At 49.4% G+C, this 18915-nt stretch carries 17 protein-coding genes and 1 tRNA gene; 14 read left to right on the top strand and 4 right to left on the bottom strand.

Features of this window, described 5'->3' with window-relative positions; all coding sequences use genetic code 11:
• Positions 1-7: 7 nt before the first annotated feature.
• From ACGTIC_RS07600 to ACGTIC_RS07630, 7 genes are all read left to right on the top strand, one after another.
• Positions 8-2065 (top strand): DUF5693 family protein, encoded by a 2058-nt coding sequence (locus ACGTIC_RS07600; RefSeq protein ID WP_113856038.1) that lies wholly within the window; start codon positions 8-10, stop codon positions 2063-2065.
• On the top strand, positions 2058-3167 hold the full coding sequence (gene csaB, locus ACGTIC_RS07605; RefSeq protein ID WP_113856037.1) for a polysaccharide pyruvyl transferase CsaB: 1110 nt from the start codon (positions 2058-2060) through the stop codon (positions 3165-3167). The genes ACGTIC_RS07600 and csaB overlap by 8 nt, the downstream gene beginning before the upstream one ends.
• 93 nt (positions 3168-3260) lie before the next feature.
• A complete protein-coding gene (ftsE, locus tag ACGTIC_RS07610; RefSeq protein WP_059077213.1) occupies positions 3261-3947 on the top strand; it encodes a cell division ATP-binding protein FtsE in 687 nt (228 codons plus the stop codon).
• Positions 3937-4824, top strand: coding sequence for a permease-like cell division protein FtsX (gene ftsX / locus ACGTIC_RS07615; protein WP_059077214.1), 888 nt, complete (start codon positions 3937-3939; stop codon positions 4822-4824). Before ftsE ends, ftsX begins: the two co-directional genes overlap by 11 nt.
• A 3-nt stretch (positions 4825-4827) precedes the next feature.
• Positions 4828-6066: a murein hydrolase activator EnvC gene (locus ACGTIC_RS07620; protein WP_059077215.1), complete on the top strand. Its 1239-nt coding sequence runs from the start codon at positions 4828-4830 to the stop codon at positions 6064-6066.
• Between the two features lie 12 nt (positions 6067-6078).
• Positions 6079-7230, top strand: coding sequence for a S41 family peptidase (locus ACGTIC_RS07625; RefSeq protein WP_113856035.1), 1152 nt, complete (start codon positions 6079-6081; stop codon positions 7228-7230).
• 131 nt (positions 7231-7361) lie between these two features.
• Positions 7362-7445 (top strand) — tRNA-Leu (locus ACGTIC_RS07630).
• A gap of 98 nt (positions 7446-7543) precedes the next feature.
• On the opposite strand, the gene ACGTIC_RS07635 is transcribed toward ACGTIC_RS07630, so the two are convergent.
• Positions 7544-8614, bottom strand: coding sequence for a site-specific integrase (locus ACGTIC_RS07635; RefSeq protein WP_113856034.1), 1071 nt, complete (start codon positions 8612-8614; stop codon positions 7544-7546).
• 103 nt (positions 8615-8717) lie between these two features.
• Here ACGTIC_RS07635 and ACGTIC_RS07640 point away from each other — a divergent pair, with 103 nt between their 5' ends.
• From ACGTIC_RS07640 to ACGTIC_RS07650, 3 genes are all read left to right on the top strand, one after another.
• The gene (locus ACGTIC_RS07640; protein ID WP_113856033.1) at positions 8718-8900 is read left to right on the top strand and encodes a type II toxin-antitoxin system HicA family toxin; all 183 of its coding nucleotides are present in this window, start codon (positions 8718-8720) and stop codon (positions 8898-8900) included.
• 50 nt (positions 8901-8950) lie between these two features.
• Positions 8951-9403 carry a type II toxin-antitoxin system HicB family antitoxin gene (locus tag ACGTIC_RS07645; protein WP_113856032.1) on the top strand — a complete coding sequence of 151 codons (453 nt, stop codon included), beginning with the start codon at positions 8951-8953 and terminating at the stop codon, positions 9401-9403.
• A gap of 138 nt (positions 9404-9541) precedes the next feature.
• On the top strand, positions 9542-9751 hold the full coding sequence (locus ACGTIC_RS07650) for a hypothetical protein (protein WP_113856031.1): 210 nt from the start codon (positions 9542-9544) through the stop codon (positions 9749-9751).
• Between the two features lie 108 nt (positions 9752-9859).
• Here ACGTIC_RS07650 and ACGTIC_RS07655 read toward each other — a convergent pair whose 3' ends face one another.
• From ACGTIC_RS07655 to ACGTIC_RS07665, 3 genes are all read right to left on the bottom strand, one after another.
• On the bottom strand, positions 9860-12922 hold the full coding sequence (locus ACGTIC_RS07655; RefSeq protein ID WP_162816262.1) for a leucine-rich repeat protein: 3063 nt from the start codon (positions 12920-12922) through the stop codon (positions 9860-9862).
• Between the two features lie 100 nt (positions 12923-13022).
• Positions 13023-13526 carry a hypothetical protein gene (locus tag ACGTIC_RS07660; RefSeq protein ID WP_113856029.1) on the bottom strand — a complete coding sequence of 168 codons (504 nt, stop codon included), beginning with the start codon at positions 13524-13526 and terminating at the stop codon, positions 13023-13025.
• 23 nt (positions 13527-13549) lie between these two features.
• Positions 13550-14302, bottom strand: a complete 753-nt coding sequence (locus tag ACGTIC_RS07665) for an exodeoxyribonuclease III (RefSeq protein WP_059077221.1) — start codon at positions 14300-14302, stop codon at positions 13550-13552.
• A 155-nt stretch (positions 14303-14457) separates the two neighbouring features.
• Between ACGTIC_RS07665 and ACGTIC_RS07670 the strand changes: the two genes are divergently transcribed.
• The 4 genes from ACGTIC_RS07670 to ACGTIC_RS07685 all read left to right on the top strand — a co-directional run bounded on the left by ACGTIC_RS07670 (position 14458) and on the right by ACGTIC_RS07685 (position 18914).
• Positions 14458-16095 (top strand): phosphoglucomutase, encoded by a 1638-nt coding sequence (locus tag ACGTIC_RS07670; RefSeq protein WP_113856028.1) that lies wholly within the window; start codon positions 14458-14460, stop codon positions 16093-16095.
• 100 nt (positions 16096-16195) lie between these two features.
• A complete protein-coding gene (locus ACGTIC_RS07675) occupies positions 16196-16468 on the top strand; it encodes an ACT domain-containing protein (RefSeq protein WP_113856027.1) in 273 nt (90 codons plus the stop codon).
• A gap of 12 nt (positions 16469-16480) precedes the next feature.
• On the top strand, positions 16481-17839 hold the full coding sequence (locus ACGTIC_RS07680) for a PFL family protein (RefSeq protein WP_075582245.1): 1359 nt from the start codon (positions 16481-16483) through the stop codon (positions 17837-17839).
• A 40-nt stretch (positions 17840-17879) separates the two neighbouring features.
• Positions 17880-18914, top strand: a complete 1035-nt coding sequence (locus ACGTIC_RS07685; RefSeq protein ID WP_059077225.1) for a glycosyltransferase family 4 protein — start codon at positions 17880-17882, stop codon at positions 18912-18914.
• The last annotated feature ends 1 nt before the right edge of the window (position 18915 follow it).

Raw genomic sequence — 18915 nt, forward strand, 5'->3', positions numbered from 1 at the left:
GGATAGAATGGAAAAAAAGAATAAGCGCAGTATCCTGCTCATGATCCTGGTCGTATTGGTCGGCCTGATTTCATGTATATATCTATGTGTGCAGCGGTACTATGTGGAACATGACAATATGTCGATCGAACAGGCGATGGATTATGATGCTGTTGTCGTTTTGGGACGCAACGAAGGATATGATCTGGAAACGACACTGGAAAAGTGCCGTCAGGCCGGCATCACCAGTTTTACCATATACGATACGACGCTGAATAAAATGACCCAGCGCGGAGAATGCTCTGTCATTACCCGTTTGGGAGCTGAACTCTATTATCCACAGTTCCATCTTGGTTCGTATCAGTACGAATATTATCTTGTCGGCAAGCCAAAAGACCAGAAGGACCTGTATTTTGACGAACTGACAGAAGATCTGCAGTTGCGGCTGGGCAAGGAAAATGCTGTCGTCATCGACAATCCCCAGTACCGTATTCTTGGACTGCATGGCATCATGCCGGCCCTCGGCGAAGTCAATCTGGGCATTATGTCAGCCGATGCCAACCGCATTGCCAGCTATGGCTTTAACGTCATCCTGCGGCCGACTAATTATCATGATGTCACGGCGGCTGATCTGGAACACTTTTTCCAGCGCGCCGATAAAATCCGCAATGTGACGGGCATCATGTTTGTCGGTAAGGAGGTACTGGGCTATAGTCCGGACCCGGCGCAGCGCAAAGACATGCTGCAGCTGACAGCAGACCGTATGCTGGCCCGGCAGATGCCGTTTTATATGATTGAATCGGTTAATCAGCTCCAGTATGATAACCAGGATGGCATGTACGACCTGGCAGGTCTTATGCATTATGATACAGGCCGTGTCTATGCCATGGCCAAAGAGGAATTGGAAAAGATTACACCGGAAGAAGCGGCCATGCGCTTTTATATCAGTGACCTGGAACGTAATGTCCGGGTCAACCTGTTCCCACTGTATAAGAAACCCCGGTATGGCCAGTCTTTGCTGGATACGAATCTGAACTATATCAGCAAGGTTACGCAGAAATTGGAAGGCCGGGGCTATCAGCTGGACCGGGCGTCTGTACTGCCTGTCTACTATCCCAATAAGGTACTCCTGGCGATTGCGGCGGCAGCAGCGGCCTGTGGATTCTTGTTCCTCCTGAATCTGCTCGTTCCTCTTTCGGACCGGGTTAATTACGGGCTTATCGTACTGGCCATACTCTTTGGAGCCGGCGGAGCCTGGATTGCCAAAGGCGCCCTGTTTTTACAGATGATGGCTGTCGGTTGTGCCGTAACGGCGCCATCGGCGGCAATACTGGTACTGCTCGATTTCTGGCGTCATCAGAATCTGACAAAGAAACTCGGCTATGGCCGGGTCATCCGCGATGGTGCGCTGGGACTCACGGCGGCTGTCCTCATGTCCATGGTCGGAGGTATTTTCATTGCGGCCATGTTGGGGAACATACGCTTCTTTATGGAATTTGATTATTACCGAGGTGTCAAACTCACCTTTATCCTGCCAATCATTATCGTAGCGATTGGCTATCTGCGGCGCTTTCCCCTTATGGGTCACGATTTTGCCACATCATCTGATTTCATAGCGTTTGCCAAAGATTTTCTCCGCATCCCCATCCGCATGGGAACGCTCATCCTCGTCGGATTCCTGGGGCTGGTGGCCTTTATCTTCGTCGGCCGCAGCGGTCATACGGCCGGTGTACCTGTACCGGGAATCGAAGTGGCTATGCGCCGTTTCCTGGAAACGGTCATGTATGCCCGGCCGCGGGAAAAAGAATTTCTCATCGGCCATCCAGCCTTTTTCCTCATGGTAGCGGCTATGTATCGCAAATGGCCGGAACTGGTCCATTTCTTTACGGTACTGGCAGCGGTCATCGGCGTAGGGTCCATGGTAGAAACCTTTGCCCATATCCGGACGCCGTTTATCATGTCCTTTATCCGTGGCCTTAATGGCTGGCTTACAGGGCTTGTACTGGGTATCCTGCTCATTTGTGCCATTGCCATTGTTCAGTATGTGACGGCCTGGATGGGAAAGCGGGTGAAGTCCCGTGACTAACATTGTCATTTCCGGTTATTACGGATTTGCCAATGCCGGTGATGAAGCCATGCTGGCGGCACTCCTCGGATCACTGGAGGACCTGATTCCCGGTGCTTCCATCACGGTCATTTCGGGACACCCGGATATGACACGGGAAAATCATCATGTAGAGGCAGTACACAGGCTGAATTTTCCGGGCATTGCCAGGGCTATCTGCCGGGCTGATCTTCTCATCAGCGGTGGTGGAAGTCTGCTGCAGGATGTGACCAGCGCCCGCAGTCTCTATTATTATCTGCTCATCATGCGCATGGCTCTCTTTTTCCACAAGCCGGTCATGCTCTATGCCCAGGGCATCGGTCCCATACGCCGTCCCAAGGCGCGGAAGGCGGTTCGCAATGTGCTGCAGAAAGTGACTATGATTGGTGTCCGTGACAGTGAATCGCGACAGGAATTGCAGCGGCTCGGCGTTACGGATCCACCCATCCACGTGACGGCCGATGCCGTACTATCTATGCCCCCTGTGGATAAAAAGATTGGCTTTTATCTGTTGAAAAAGCACGGTATTAACGGTGTTGGTACCCGTATCGGCATTGCCATCCGCAACTGGCAGCATATGACCCGGTATAAAGACGAGATTGCCAAGGCGGCAGATGAACTGGTACGTACGATGGGAGCCCGCATTATTTTTATTCCCATGCAGTATCCTGCCGATGCTGAAGCGGCGTCTGATGTGGCGGCGCGTATGAAGGAACCGGCGACGGTTCTGAAAGAAGCATACAATACGGTGGAATTCATGGCCCTTATGGGCTGCATGGATGTGGTCATTGCAAACCGGCTCCATGCACTCATTTTTGCATCTATCATGCAGGTGCCGGTAACGGCCATTTCCTACGATCCCAAAATTGATGGGTTCATCAGCCTCATTGGTGATACGCTTTGCGGGACCATGGAGACTGTCACTGCCAGGACACTGGTGACAGATGTAACGGCCAGACTGAAGGCCGGCGGTATTATGCCGGAAGTCAGAGCGCGAATGAATCACTTACGACGCCAGTCTATGCGTAATGCCTATCTGGCGTTACGCGTTATAGAAGAACATACGGCGGCCCGGAAAGGTTGACGCTCGCAGGAGCAGTGACTTGACGGCCGCTTTTCCTTATATATAATAGAGTATGTCTGATAAAAGTATGGTTTGCCAGAAAAGAGGAAATCTATGATATATTTTAAGAATGTATCCAAAGTGTACGACAATGGGTCTGTTGCTCTGGACCATGCCAATGTGCATATCAAAAAAGGGGAGTTCGTATTTGTCGTAGGTGCCAGCGGAGCCGGCAAGTCTACGTTCATCAAGCTTCTCGACCATGAAGAGCTGCCAACGGAAGGTTCAGTCATCGTCAACGGCATTGAAGTGAATAAGCTGAAAAAAAGCCGGGTCCCGTACTTGCGCCGCCGCATGGGAATCGTGTTTCAGGATTTCCGTCTGCTGCCCAATAAGACGGCAGAGGAAAATGTCGCCTTTGCCATGGAAGTTATTGAAGCACCGCGGCGTCTGATCAAAGAACGGGTCCGCAACGTCCTCGACTTGGTAGGGCTGGTCGGTAAAGCCGATGCCCTGCCGTCGAATCTCAGCGGCGGCGAACAGCAGCGTGTGGCTATTGCCAGAGCCATCGTCAACCGGCCGCTCCTGCTCATTGCCGATGAACCGACGGGTAATTTGGATCCAGAAACGTCAAAGGGAATCATGGATATTTTTACCAAAGTCAATCATATGGGGACAACTGTCGTCATGGTGACCCATGACCAGCAGCTTGTCGATATGATGAACAAGCGGGTCATTGAAATCGTCGATGGCAAGATTGTCCGTGATGAACAGCAGGGAGGATACGACGATGAAAATTAGAACCATGAGGTATTACCTCTCGGAAGCCTTTACGTCTTTTTGGCGCAATAGCTTCATGTCTATTGCGTCCATTGCGACCGTAGCCGTCTCATTTTTTATTTTAGGGTTGTTCCTGATCATGGTAGCCAATCTGGACTATTTTGCCGATAATCTGGAAAACCAGGTGCAGATCAGCGTGTATCTGAAAGATGATCTGACAACGGATCAGGTCATGAGTGTAGGCAGCCGGCTGAAGGCCCTGCCCGATGTAAAAGAACTGGAATTTACCAACAAAGACCAGGCCATGGATAAACTAAAGGAACGTATGAAAGACCAGCCGGGCATTCTCGATGCCCTCGACGGGAAGAATCCGCTGCCGACATCATATACGCTGACGTTGAGTAATCCGGAACAGGTTAAAAAGACGGCAACTGTCGTCGGACAGTATGACGAAGTGGAAAGCACCCATTATGGACAGGAAATCGTGGAACAGTTGTTCCGCGTGGCGACGATTATCCGCTGGGGAGGCATTGCCCTCATTATTTTCCTGACTTTTGCGACGCTGTTCATCATTTCCAATACGATCCGCCTGACCGTCTTTGCCCGGCGCCGGGAAATCGGCATCATGAAATACGTTGGCGCTACCAACTGGTTCATCCGCTGGCCATTTCTCTTGGAAGGATTGTTCCTGGGATTCATCGGCGGTCTCATTGCCGATGTGGCCTTATTGCAGTTCTATGAATTTGTCACGATAACGATTCACCGGACTCTGGCATTTCTGCCTATGGTCAGTCCGTATCCATTCATGTATCAGGCAAGTGGTCTGATACTCGTACTGAGCATGGTCATCGGGGCCATTGGCAGTACGATTTCTCTGAAACGCTATATGAAGGTGTAACGTATGATGAGTATACAATATAAAAAGCCGTTGGCAGCGGCTTTGACGGTCCTGTATCTCCTGAACCCCTGTGGTCTCATCTTTGCGGAAGACGAAGATTTGCAGGATCAGTTATCGACAGTTCAGGGGCAGATGGCAGAACAGGCTCAGAAGAAGAGTGAAGCCGAAGCAGTTATCGGCAATGTCTTTGAAAAATTGCGGGTCATCCAGGAAAATCTCGATGCCGCCAATGCACAATATAAGTCTATTTCCCAAGAATTAACTGAAACAGAACGGCAGATTACCCGGACCCAGGCCGAACTGGAAAGGGCAGAAACCCATCTGAGAAGCCGGGAAAAGGTGCTAAGCCGCCGCATCCGTGATATTTATATGCACGGCCAGCTCAATTACCTCGATGTCGTCGTCGGGGCTAAGGATTTTAATGATTTTGCTAACCGCGTCGAACTCCTGCGGCGTATCGTCAGTTCGGATCTGGAACTGATTTCGTCCATAAAGGATGAACGGGACCAGATCAACCAGACGAAACAGGCTCTGGAAGAGCAGCGGGAAACGCAGGCAAAGCTAAAAGAAGAAGCAGCAGCCAAGAAGGAAGAAATCGCCAAGCATAAGGCTGAACAGCAGGCTATCCTGGAAAAAGCCCAGACTGATAAGGCGACGGCAGAAGAAGCCTATGCCGAACTGGAAGCGTCGTCCAATCAGATTGCCCAGATGCTCCGCGACCGTGAAGCAGCCCGGCAGGCAGCAGCGGCTGCGGCAGCGGCGGCAGCGTCGTCTGGGGAAAGTGGCAGCGACAGCAGCGGGGATAGTGGCAGTTCGTCCGGCGGAGATGACAGCGGTTATTACCAGCCAGTCAGTGGTTCCGGTCAGATGATCTGGCCGGTAAATGGCGTCATCACATCGCCCTTTGGTTACCGGGAACACCCGATTTTCGGCCGCCAGATTCTTCATTCCGGCATTGACATCGGCGTCGATTACGGGACGCCGGTCCACGCTGCTGACGGCGGTGTCGTTGTAGAAGCGGGATGGATCAGCGGTTATGGTTATGCCGTCGTCATTGACCACGGCAATGGGACATCGACTCTGTATGGACATAACGAATCTCTGGCTGTATCGTCGGGACAGTCTGTTTCTCAGGGCCAGGTCATCGCCTATGCCGGTTCTACAGGGAATTCGACGGGGCCACACGTTCACTTTGAAGTCCGTGTCGGCGGTGAACCAGTCGATCCGAATTCGTATCTATAAACGAGGCAGACTATGAATCAGAAAAAACACATGTTTCAGATGTTGTTCCGGGCCGTTGCCTGGGGTTTGTTTACGGCAGCCTGCAGTGTGTTGCTGCTAGTGGGCCTCTTTTACTACTACACGGGGACGCCCGTAGGATTCATTAAATTCTTCCGCACTCTTCATGTGGTGGAACAGAATTTTCCCGGTGCTGTCGATAAGCAGGATCTCCTTAATGGGGCACTGGAAGGAATTGTCAAAAAGCTGGGGGATAAACACAGCATCTATCTCGACGGCGATGATTTCCAGGCATTTTCCGACCAGACGTCCGGGTCCTATGCCGGTATTGGTGTGTATATCGGTTCCAGTGAGGAAGGTACGATTGTAGCCGGAGTCATGGATGACAGCCCGGCTGCTGAAGCCGGCGTCCAGCGCGGTGACCTGATCCAGGCTATTAACGGCACATCTACGAAGGGGATGAGTCTGGAAGACATTTCCAAGACTATTCGGGGACCCGTGGATACGACAGTTACTCTGACCCTGGGAAGAAATGGTGAATCTCAGGAGATGGCCATAACGCGCCGTCAGATCCATATGAAAACCGTCGGTGGCCAGATGATTGAAGGAACTGATGTGGGATATATCCGGGTGGCAATTTTCAGTGAAAATACGGGCGAGGAGTTTACCCATCAGTATCAGGAACTGCGTAAGCAGGGCATGAAGCGCATGATTCTCGACCTCAGGAATAATCCCGGTGGCATCGTCGATCAAGCTGTTGCCGTAGCATCGAATTTCGTTCCCAAGGACAGTGTCATCGTATCCTTTACGAGCCGATCCGGTGACGAATCGGAATATAAGGCTAGTGGAAGTGGTGATACTATCCCTTTGGTAGTGCTCATCAATGAAAATTCAGCAAGCGCTTCTGAAATCGTATCCGGTGCCATCCAGGACTTGAAATTGGGGCCAGTTATCGGGACGAAGAGTTATGGAAAAGGAACGGTACAGGGCGTCTATCCCATTGATTCCGATGACGCTATCAAGCTGACTGTTGCCAAATACCGCACGGCCAGTGGCCGGGAAATTGATGGCGTAGGAATACAACCTGATATAGAAGTCCAGTTGCAACCCAACGACCCGGAAGACTATCAGTACGAAAAAGCACTGGAAGTAGTGCAGACCTTGTAACCGCCACAGAACAGGTAGGGTATACAGAATCAAAACAGAAGCATGAAGCGGGGACTGCAGAATCCTTGCATAGTCCCCGTATTCATGATACAATAAATATCGTGTCAGGCCGTACCTGACAATCTGCATATGCGAGTGTGGCGGAATGGCAGACGCGCCAGACTTAGGATCTGGTGCCTCACGGCGTAAGGGTTCAAGTCCCTTCACTCGCACCAATGGGACAACCATCACATTGAATGATGGTTGTCCTTTTTTATTGACCTCATAATATCTGGTGCGTTTGACAACTTTTTGACCCCGCGACGGGGCAAAGTTAAACGAGGTCAATTAATTTATCAACAACGTTCTCTTCAATATCTGGTAAAACGTGACTGTATGTGTCCATAGTCTGCTGAAAGGAAGAGTGGCCCAGGCGGACCTGGACGACTTTGAAATGAACGCCAGCTTTGAGAAGTAGTGTGGCATGAGTGTGTCGCAACATATGAAAGGTCAGGTGGAAGCCTGCCGACTTTCCATATTTATTGGCCGTATGACTGATATATTTCGGATCATACGGACGTCCATCGCGTCGGCAGAACAATAACCCGTTATCTTCATAGTCTGATGCGGCCATTCTGTTTTTGAGCGTCCACATGATTTGTCGCCGCAAAATAGACAGCGTCTTGGCATCAACGGAAATCGTACGCCGGGAAGCGGCATTTTTGGTTGTAGCTGATATAATTGGTTTTCCACCGACAATAAGAACAGTTTGATTGACAGAAATGGTTGATGCTTTCGTATTGACATCACGAATACGCAAACCAAGTATCTCAGAACGTCTCAGACCCGTATGCAAAGCCACATAGTATAGATTATAGTGACAGGGGTTGGAAATGACGCCTAGCAGGCGCTGAGCTTCATTTTTTGATAGTGCGGATACTTGCGTCTTCTGCTTTTGCGGTAATTTGACACCGCGCATAGGGGAGATTGGCAGTACTCCATCATTGACAGCTTGGTTGAGTCCGATTCGGACAACAGCCAATGCGTATTGCACGGATCGGTTGCTATAGCCGAGAGCCAGTAAATCAGCAATCAATTTACGGAACATATGAGGCTGTAAATCGATTAGCTTAATTTTAGCCATAGTCGGTAGCACATATTGACGTAGTTGATATACGTATGATTCGTATGTATCCGTCGCCAACGTCGGTTTGGCGCCTCGTAGCCATATCGACAGCCATTGACCTAAGGTGATGTTATAATCGATGTTAGGTGCGGAATGGAGCGTATTTTTGTAGTTATTGCGCCGCTGTTCCGCTTCTTTAATGGTTCGGCCGTAAAAATAATGACGTTTGCCGTCGATGGTCAGAGAGACTTTGTAGCGGCCATCAGGTCTTTTTTTCATAAAAATCGCCCTTTTAAAAATGAAAATATACTCAGAAGGTACTTTTATATTTACAAATATACTCATAAGGTGTATAATATAATTAAAGGAAGGAGGTTACAGAATGAAGAGGTCGGAGCTGTTAAAGATCCTTAAAAAGAATGGGTGCAAGTTGATTGGGCATGGTGGAAATCATGATCTGTATTGCAGCCCGATAACGGGAAAGCAATTCCCCGTCTGGCGGCACAATAAGGATATACCGTCAGGAACTATTAAAGCTATTTTTAAACAGGCTGGTATTCAGTAAGGCAAAGGGAGAAATCCCCTTGGCCTGATTCATATAAAAAGGAGGACGTCATGAGCAAATATATTTTCCCAGCTATATTCCAATGGGATGAAAAAGACAAAGTATATTACGTAAATTTTCCGGATGTAGACGGCTGCTTTACCGATGGCGCAACCTTGACCGAAGCAATGGAAAACGCAGACGATGTGTTGAATTTAATGGTTTGGAGTATGGAACAGCAAAAGCAGGCTATACCCAGACCGACACCGCGGGATAAAGTAAAAGTACCGGAAAATGGATTCGTTAATTTAGTGGTTGCTGATACCGACGCATATCAAGATGTCATTGACCGGGAAAATAATCCTATCAAGTACGCGCGCAAGAAAGCCGGATTAAATGTAAAAGGATTGGCTGAACTCTTAGGGGCGCCTTATCGTACGGTCCAGGAATGGAATGCCGGAAATCGGATGCCACCCAAATGGGTACAGCGTTTGATTATTGAAAAAATCGAAGCAAATATGTAGTAATCACCCGCTGTTGAGCAATATAGACAGCGGGTGATTTATATACTATATTTTAATTAAATTGTCAAGGACAACATTGATTTTAGTGGAAAAGCATTCCGGCCTCTGATATAATAGAAACAAAGAAGGTGTATTGTCATGGTAAGCAATATTATTACATTGTTCCGCAAAACAGTATCAAGTATTGCTATTTTCATGGCAATATGCGCGGTGATTGTTTGCGTCATAACGATTGTTTGGTGGATATTCCCTATAGAAAGTGAACCATTGATGAAAGTCGTTAGATGGATTTTAGGAACAATTATTACCCTGGCATTGATAGGGACAAAGAAAATTAAAATTAATTAATATGAAGGGGCTGTAACAAAATGAGCTAAAAAGCTCATTTTGTTACAGCCCCTTTTTTTTAATCCGGAACAGATGTGCTCTTAGGGGTGAGTGTGTATTAGCTGTACGTTACCAGTCTGAATCAAAACTGTATGTATCCACATCAATTCCGTTTTCCATGCAGTATTCATAGACGTGAGAGTCTCTTCTGCAGATTACGGTGACGGGGGTGTTTTTGAATACGTCTTTTCCTATATGATTGATATCCGTGAATTTAATCGTTTTGAGGTTCGGGCAGTCAGCGAAGGATTCGTCTTCCAGCGAGTCCAGGAAGTCGCCTACTTCTACGTAGGAAAGTTCACTGCATCCTTTGAATGCGCGGGCCCAGATGCCTTTCACCTTAGTTGCATAAAATGCAACGATTTTGGAACCGGCAAAAGCATTTTCTCCGATATAGGAAATGTTCGTTCCGCCGTAGACGTAGATCAGGGAGGAATTCATATATGCGTCTTCGCCGATACATTTTTGGAAAGACATAGTCCATGGGTGGATGATGATATCCCTCATGCCGTCTTCCGATTGGTAGGCAGGCTTTTCCGGACGGCGTCTGATGGCGGCGACGATGGCTTCCCTGTCATAGTCGCCGTTTTTCTCTGCCTGGCTTTTCACGACGTAAATCCGTTTATTGTCTTTCGGATTGATTCCTCCTCCCGGAAGAATCGGGATGCCCATGTCATTACTGATAGTATGTACTGTGTCCCGGAAATCCGACCGATAGCTATATAACGTGTAGGTTTTTGATTCTTTATAAATATCATAGTGTTTCCAGGCGCGTTTGTCGTCTAGGTTTTGCCGTTCTTTCAGTTCCTGGCGTACGGGGGAATCTTCCCCTTTCAGGAAATAGGGGATGGCATGTTTCTGGCAGTACGCTTCCCAGATACTCCCTGGCAGGCAGCAGACCGTGATGTCCGTTCCGGCAAATACGTCTTCTCCTATATGGCAGTCCATCTGTAACAGTTCGATGAAATGAAGGTCGCGGCAATGGGCAAAGGCACCGTCGCCCACATGGGAAAGGGAGGCAGGAAGTTCCACCCGGTCCAGAAAATGCAGTCCTTCAAAAGCATGGGCCCCTATCGTTTCCAGACCTTCTTCCGCTTTGAACTGAAGAAGGGTGGATTTCATAAAACACCATTCTCCGATTTCCCGTATATCACCAGTGAGATGGAGATAACATATGGGGGCATATACCAGTGCTTTTGTATCCAGCTTCGTATAGGGCAGCGCATCTTCCTCATCTTCCGTATCTTCGGGAATATGAATGACTTCCGGATACTGTTTGCTTTCTTTATAGCAGACATCGGAAATAGGCGGAAGTAGCTTGCGTGATTCTATGGGAAGCTCACAGTGTTCGCTGCCTTTGATTCGGTCTATGGCATTTTTGTGTGTAAAAATGGATGTATTGCGTTCCAGTAGTCCCCATGATTTCATGTCTTCATAGACGTTCCCGCCAAGGGGAATATCGAGGCGTACGTCTATATTGTAGAATTCATCATTGACAACAGTAGTGTGTTCAGAAAGGAACACTACCGTTTTTTCCCCGACGGCAGATAACGGATAGGCCGCAACGGAAGGGGGGATGACCAGTTTCTTCAAACATGGCACATCGAAAAAGGCGCGGTGGCCGATGGTTTTCAGGCTTTGTGGCAGGATGAGTTCCTTCAGTTGCTCGCAACAGAAGAATGCATAGTCTGAAATAGTGGTTACCCCTTCGGGTATGGTAATGGATTCATCGGAGACTCCGTAAAAATGAAAGGAAGGAATAGTCGTTCCATCGCCTGTTTCCTGGGAGGATCCTTTCAGGATGACAATTTCTTCCGCTTCCTGCTTCAGCTTGTCCAAAAGGGGATAGGGGAAGGTCATCTGCACATCATGCAGGGCCCCGGCTATGTCACCTGCCTGAGGAAGCAGACCCAGGGACATGAACGCGTCTATCAGAGGACACCCATCCTGTATGTAGTCCAATAAATCGGCCAGGGGAAGATCTCTCTTCTTTCCCCAATAGCCAAGTACGCCTTTGGTCATCCGGAACTTGACATTTTCCAGCTTTTCAGAAAGTCCGAACGCCTCGGCTATGCGGTCTACGATACCGTCTCTATCGTTGAAATGGAGATAAAATAACTTGTAGGAAAGGGGCTTGTAGGGATTGCGGTCCAGCACATAGAATGCTGCTTTTTTCCGCTCCTCTTTTCCTACGGTTCCATCCTTGATGGCACCTTCCATGACCTCAGGCAGTTCATCCTTTTCTGGATCTGGTGGAATAAGGTTCAGGCGGTCGGCGGCGTCCATGGTGAGATAGAAAACAGAACGTCTGTACGTATCAATAAACGATTGTACCAGATCGTCGGAACGGAACAAATCATCGAGCTGTCTTTTTTCCCGGCTGTTGGTGAATGCATTGCCGATGGCATTAAATATGCTGTGCGCCGCACCGCTTGCCAGATTGAGAACACCGGCAGTAATCATACCCTGCAAAGCGCCGCCCAGGCCGAAGCCGCCGCCTATGATCCGGCCGCGGTATTCTTTCCGCAGTTCCCGGTAGGTTCTTTCTGCTTCGGCATTTCCTGTGATTTTACCAACCTGGCCCAGCAGAGACTGGACAAAATCCTGCCATGCATCGAGAGCAGAAGGGGCGCCGTCTGCCATGTCACGGGCCATGAGATTATCTTTCGTAAGACCGTAAATACCACGGGATAAAAGGAGGGAAGATTCCTTCTTCAGCACGCTGCCCATAATCTGTTCGGCTGCTTCTTCGCTCGTAAAGAATTGCAGAAGCTCTTCTACGCTGTCATTTTTCCAGTATATGCGTTTTAGTTCTTTATCTGACAGCGCTTCTTTGGTCATGGCTTTTGCCAGACGGATAAAACCGACCTGTCGTTCATCATATTCGAAATGGCACCCGTCTACATCAAAGACATACTTGCCTCTTTCTCCGTCATGGAAGGGCCTCAGTTCCAGACTATCGTCTTCAGGAGAGCAGAAAATAGGATATATTTTTTCTTCTTTCTGCTTATTTACCTTTTTTAGGACATCTTCATAGGAAAGTCCATCTGCTGAACCGGCTACTGGTGTTCCGCAGTACGGGCAGAATCTGGATCCGTCAGGGACCGGTTTTCCGCAATTCGTACAAAACATAGTTATCATTCTCCTTTACCATGCAAATGCTCTTTTGTTTTATTTTACTACGACTGCAGGAAAGAAAAAAGAGGGTCTGGTTTGGAGCAGTCTTTATTTCTTAGAAATGGAAAGTGATGCCGGCGCCAACACCGTGTTCGTTATCGCCGTCTTCAGGCATATAATTATGGTAATTGACGTTCAGTCCCCATCCCAGGGCGATGTTATAATTGATGCCGGCCTGGGCTTCAGAGAAATGGGAGCCTTTGACATATGTGGCATAGGGCTGGATTCCCAGAATATGGGGTGCAGCGACGCCGATGCCACCGTAAAAGGAGGCCGAATCGGACTGGTGGTCGATGTTGTTGCGCCAGCCGCCGAGAAGCTGGACATTCGAGCCGATAACATTATATTTGGCGTAAATGTCGTTCTGATTGCCGTACTGGTCGCGGTCGGCCCGTTTGTAACCGATGGTCGTCCGCGGCAGGACTTTGGCTTCGGCATATTGTTCTTTTGTGCCGGCGCCGATGCTGATGCCCGCTTCCGGTACGACCGGCAGGGCAAAAGCCTGGGGCAGGGCAAGAGCCGTGAAGGCTATCGCGGTTATCGTCAGTTTTTTTAACATATATATTTCTCCTTTACGTGATTTCATAGTAATTCCAGACCGACAGGGCAGTGGTCGCTGCCGGTGATATCTGTATAAATCGAGGCTTTTTTCAACTTGTTGTCGAGACTTTTCGAGGTGATGAAGTAGTCGATGCGCCATCCGGCGTTGTTCTGGCGGGCTTTGAAGCGGTAGCTCCACCACGAATAGATACCCGTTACATCGGGATAAAAGTAGCGCCACGTGTCAGTAAAGCCGGCAGCCAGCAGATCGGTCATCTTCTGCCGTTCCTGGTCGGTGAAGCCGGCGTTGTTGCGGTTGGTCTTGGGATTTTTCAGGTCGATTTCTTCGTGGGCAACGTTCAGGTCACCGCAGAGGATGACTGGCTTTTTCTCATTGAGTCCGGCCAGGTAGGCCCGAAAATCGTCTTCCCACTTCATGCGGTAATTGAGGCGGGCCAGTTCGCTCTGACTGTTGGGGGTATAGCAGGTGACGAAGTAGAACGTGTCGAATTCGAGGGTGATGAGCCGCCCTTCATGGTCGTGTTCGTCCATGCCCATGCCGTAGTGGACCGACAGGGGATGGAGGCGGCTGAAGACGGCCGTACCGCTGTAGCCCTTGCGGTCGGCGTAATTCCAGTACTGTTCATACCCGGGCAGGTCCATGTCTATCTGGCCGGCCTGCAGCTTCGTTTCCTGCAGGGCGAAGATATCGGAGTCGAACTGGTGGAATACATCCATGAATCCTTTTTTCATGACAGCGCGCAGACCGTTTACATTCCAGGAAATACATTTCATGAGATTTTGTCCTTTCTTTGCAATGAAGCTATAATATTTGTTCATTCTTTGTTATAATAAATTCATACAGTAAACAATAGGGTATTATCTATTATATGACGTTATTGTATAGAAATTTATAGGGATTGTCAAAATTAAGGAATCAGGTGATTGGTATGGCAGTACATGAATTAGCAGGTACGAAAGTCAGAAAAGAAGATTACATCGATTTGAAGGCAATTGCTGATGCCTACGCCCACATTATTCCGGATGTAGCGAATCCGGAATGCCAGGTGCGGTTTGGGACATCCGGTCACCGGGGGCAGGCCGGAAACGGCAGCTTCACGGCTGCTCATGTTGCCGCTATTACCCAGGCGGTATGCAATCTGCGGAAGACCTTTGGTGCCGATGGACCGCTGTTTGTCGGGGAAGATACGCATTATCTTTCTAAGCTTGCCTTTGAAACGGTACTGGGTGTACTGGCAGCTAATGACGTAGCTGCTTATATCGACAGTGAAGACGATTTTGTGCCGACGCCGTCTGTTTCCCGTGCTATTTTACGGTATAACAAAGGGCGCCGGGACCATCTGGCAGACGGCATCATTATTACGCCATCCCACAATCCTCCGGAACATGGCGGCATCAAATACAATCCCACGAGCGGCGGACCGGCGCCTTCGGATATTACGAAAGCCATCGAAACGGAAGCCAACCGCCTGCTGGCAGGGAAGAACTGCGAAGTACGGCAGATTCCCTATGAACAGGCACGGGAAAGTTCCCTGGTGACGGGCTATGATTACAAAGGCCTGTACGTATCGGAATTATCATCTATCATTGATTCTGAAGCAATCAAAGGTGCCCATCTTCATATTCTTGTCAACGCACTGGGCGGGTCCGGGATGAATTACTGGCATGCTATTGCTGAACAGTATAGCCTTGATATGGATTTCGTCAACGATACGTATGATCCCCAGTTTACCTTCATGAATTACGACCATGACGGCAAGGTCCGCATGGACTGCTCTTCAGCCTATGTCATGTCATCCGTGACAAAGCAGAGCGGGGACTATGATCTCATCTTGGCCAACGATCCCGATTACGACCGTTTTGGCATTGTTTCCGGCAGTCAGGGGATGATTACGGCCAATGCCTATCTGACCGTAGCGTCCCATTACCTCATGACTCACCGTCAGTTTGACGGACTGGGGATTGCCAAGACTGTAGTGACGACAGACCTTCTGGCCCGTTCGGCTGCCTCCCTGGGCGTGCCGCTCTATGAAGTCCCCGTAGGATTTAAGTATTTTGGTTCCCTCTACAGTGATGGGAAGATTGCCTTTTCCGGTGAAGAAAGTGCCGGTGGTTCCTTTATTGCCAAAGACCGCAGCCTGTGGACGACCGACAAGGACGGCATGATCATGTGCCTCCTGGCAGCAGAAATCAGGGCCGTGACGGGTAAGCTGCCCCTTGCCTATTATGATGAGTTATGCCAGAAGCTGGGCCGGCCGTATGCCATGCGCAGTGATGCGCCGGCAACGCTTGCCGAAAAGGCCAAGATCAGCAGTCTCACCGAAGCCGATGTAGCCGAAAAGACGCTCTGCGGCAGTCCGATTACAGCCGTATTATCACATTCCCCCTATGGAAATTATGCCATAGGCGGCGTCAAAATCTGCAGTCCCGATGGCTGGATTGCGGCACGGCCATCCGGTACGGAAGACATGTACAAACTGTACGCCGAAAGTTTCGTATCTGAAGACCATGCGCGGAACCTGTTGGACGAAGGACGGGCGCTTATCAGCCGGGCATTAAAAAAATAATCAATAGTAATTTATCGCAGATTTATGCTATAATAGGGAAGAATGATCAAGAGGGGCATTCTATCTTGTCTCCGCATATAGAAAAGGAGTGGGCATCAGAATGAAAGTTGTCATTACAGTAGTCGGTGTAGACCGCACCGGCATCATTGCCGCTGTCAGCCAGATTATGGCAGAACATCAGGTAAATATTCTCACTATCAATCAGGTAATCCTTGACGGTATTTTCAATATGGCCATGATTGTAGATATGGATCAGGCGTCGGTGAATCTGGGTACGCTGCAGCAGCTGCTGAAGGAAAAAGGCGATACCCTGGGGGTAGAAATCCGGGCGCAGAATATGGAAATCTTTAACGCGATGCACCGTGTAGGATAGGAGGAAGAGAGAATGCTGACTATCCATGACGTGTTAGAAACAAATCAGATGATTCAGAAGCATAACCTGGACGTCCGCACCATTACGATGGGCATTAGTCTCCTCGACTGCTGCAGCAGTGACGGCAGGACGCTCTGCAAAAATATTTATGATAAAGTGACCCGCTATGGGGAACATCTGGTACAGACCGGGGAAGATATTGCCAGAGAATTTGGCGTGCCCATCATCAACAAGCGTGTTTCCGTTACTCCCATCGCTCTGGTAGCCGGATGCAGTGATCTCGATAATTACGTCGAAATCGCCCGTACCCTGGATAAAGCGGCCAAGACGATCGGCATCGATTTTATCGGCGGATTCTCCGCTCTGGTAGAACGTGGCTATGCTGAAGGAGATAAGAAGCTCATCGCTTCTATCCCGGAAGCACTGGCCTGCACCGATCTTGTCTGCAGTTCTGTTGCCGTTGGCTCGACTAAGGCTGGCATTAATATGGATGCCGTCGCTGAAATGGGCCGGGTATTCAAGGAACTGGGGGAACTGACCAAAGATCAGGATGCTCTGGGCTGTGCCAAATTAGTCGTCTTTTCCAATGCCGTAGAAGATAATCCGTTCATGGCTGGCGCCTTTCATGGTGTTACCCAGGGTGACAGCTGTGTCAGCGTCGGCGTCAGCGGCCCTGGCGTCGTCAAACGGGCTTTGGAAAACGTCAAGGGCGAGCCTTTCGATGTCGTAGCGGAAACCATCAAGAAGACGGCATTCAAGATTACCCGTGTCGGTCAACTCGTAGCTCAGGAAGCATCGCGCCGGCTCCACGTTCCTTTTGGTATCATCGACCTGTCACTGGCACCGACGCCGGCCGTTGGTGATAGTGTGGCGGCAATCCTGGAAGAAATGGGACTGGAAAGCTGTGGTGCCTGTGGTACGACGGCAGCTCTGGCTCTCCTCAACGACGCCGTCAAGAAAGGCGGTCTTATGGCATCAAGCCGTGTCGGTGGCCTGTCGGGTGCATTCATTCCTGTCAGTGAAGATAAAGGCATGCTGGAAGCCGTAGGCCGGGGCAGCCTGAGTTTGGAAAAACTGGAAGCCATGACCTGTGTATGCTCCGTCGGTCTGGATATGATTGCCATTCCCGGCAGCACGACGGCTTCTACTATTTCGGCACTCATTGCCGATGAAGCTGCCATCGGTATGATTAACAACAAGACGACGGCCGTTCGTGTCATCCCTGTACCGGGCAAAGATGTGGGCGATACGGTCGAATTCGGCGGCCTTTTAGGTCATTGTCCTATTATTGATATTAATAAATATAAGTCTGATGCGTTTATTGCCCGTGGCGGCCGCATTCCGGCCCCGATGCGCAGCCTGACGAACTGACGGGCGGCATCGAGAATCCCTTTGAAAGTAGGCGTGTGTTGTGCTTGTATATTTTGTACCCTTTTTTATAGCATTGATTGTAGCGTATGCCCTGACGCCAAGCGTCAAGAAACTGGCTATCAAAGTGGGTGCTGTTGACAGACCCAATGCGAGGAAAGTTCATACTCATGTCATTCCCCGTCTAGGCGGTCTGGCTATTTATATCGGTTTTCTGGCCGGCGTCCTGTATTCCATGCCCATGAATCATGAAATGCTGGGATTATTGCTGGGATGTACGGCCATCGTCTGTGTCGGTATCTGGGATGATATCTGCAACATTCCGGCAAAAGTCAAACTGGTCGGACAGATCTTGTCGGCGGCGATTCCCGTCGTCTTTGGCATCCAGATTGAATGGCTGACCAATCCGTTTGGCGATTTAATCATCCTGCCGGAAGTCGTTGCCATTCCCCTGACCATATTCTGGATCATTGGTTTTACTAATACAGTCAACCTCATCGACGGCCTTGACGGCCTGGCTGCCGGCGTGTCCTTTATTGCGTCCATTTCGATGTTTCTCATGGCTGTCAGTATGAACCAGTACCTGCCGGCTATGATTATTATTTCTATGGCCGGGGCAGCTCTGGGGTTTTTGCAGTATAATTTCAATCCTGCCAAGATTTTTATGGGAGATACGGGTAGTATGCTCCTGGGGTATACCATGGCTGTAACGGCCGTGCTGGGACTGGTGAAGACGGCTGCGACGATTGCCCTGGTCGTACCGGTTATCGCCCTGGGCCTGCCTATCCTGGATACACTGTTTGCCATCATCCGCCGCAAGATGAGCGGTGTGCCTATTTTCACACCGGACAAGGGACATCTCCATCACCGTCTGCTGGCACTGGGGATGTCCCAGAAGCAGGCCGTGCTCATCATGTATTGTGTCAGTATCGTATTGGGAATTGTGGCTATTTTTGTAGCTAATGTCAATTACAAAACCGGTATCTTGACCGTGGCAGTGGTTCTGGCGGTGATTATATATTCAGCAAAGCGAATAGGAATACTGCATAAAACGACAAATTCTACTCATAAAGATTGAT

The sequence above is a fragment of the Megasphaera hexanoica genome (assembly GCF_043520715.1).
GTDB lineage: Bacteria > Bacillota > Negativicutes > Veillonellales > Megasphaeraceae > Megasphaera > Megasphaera hexanoica.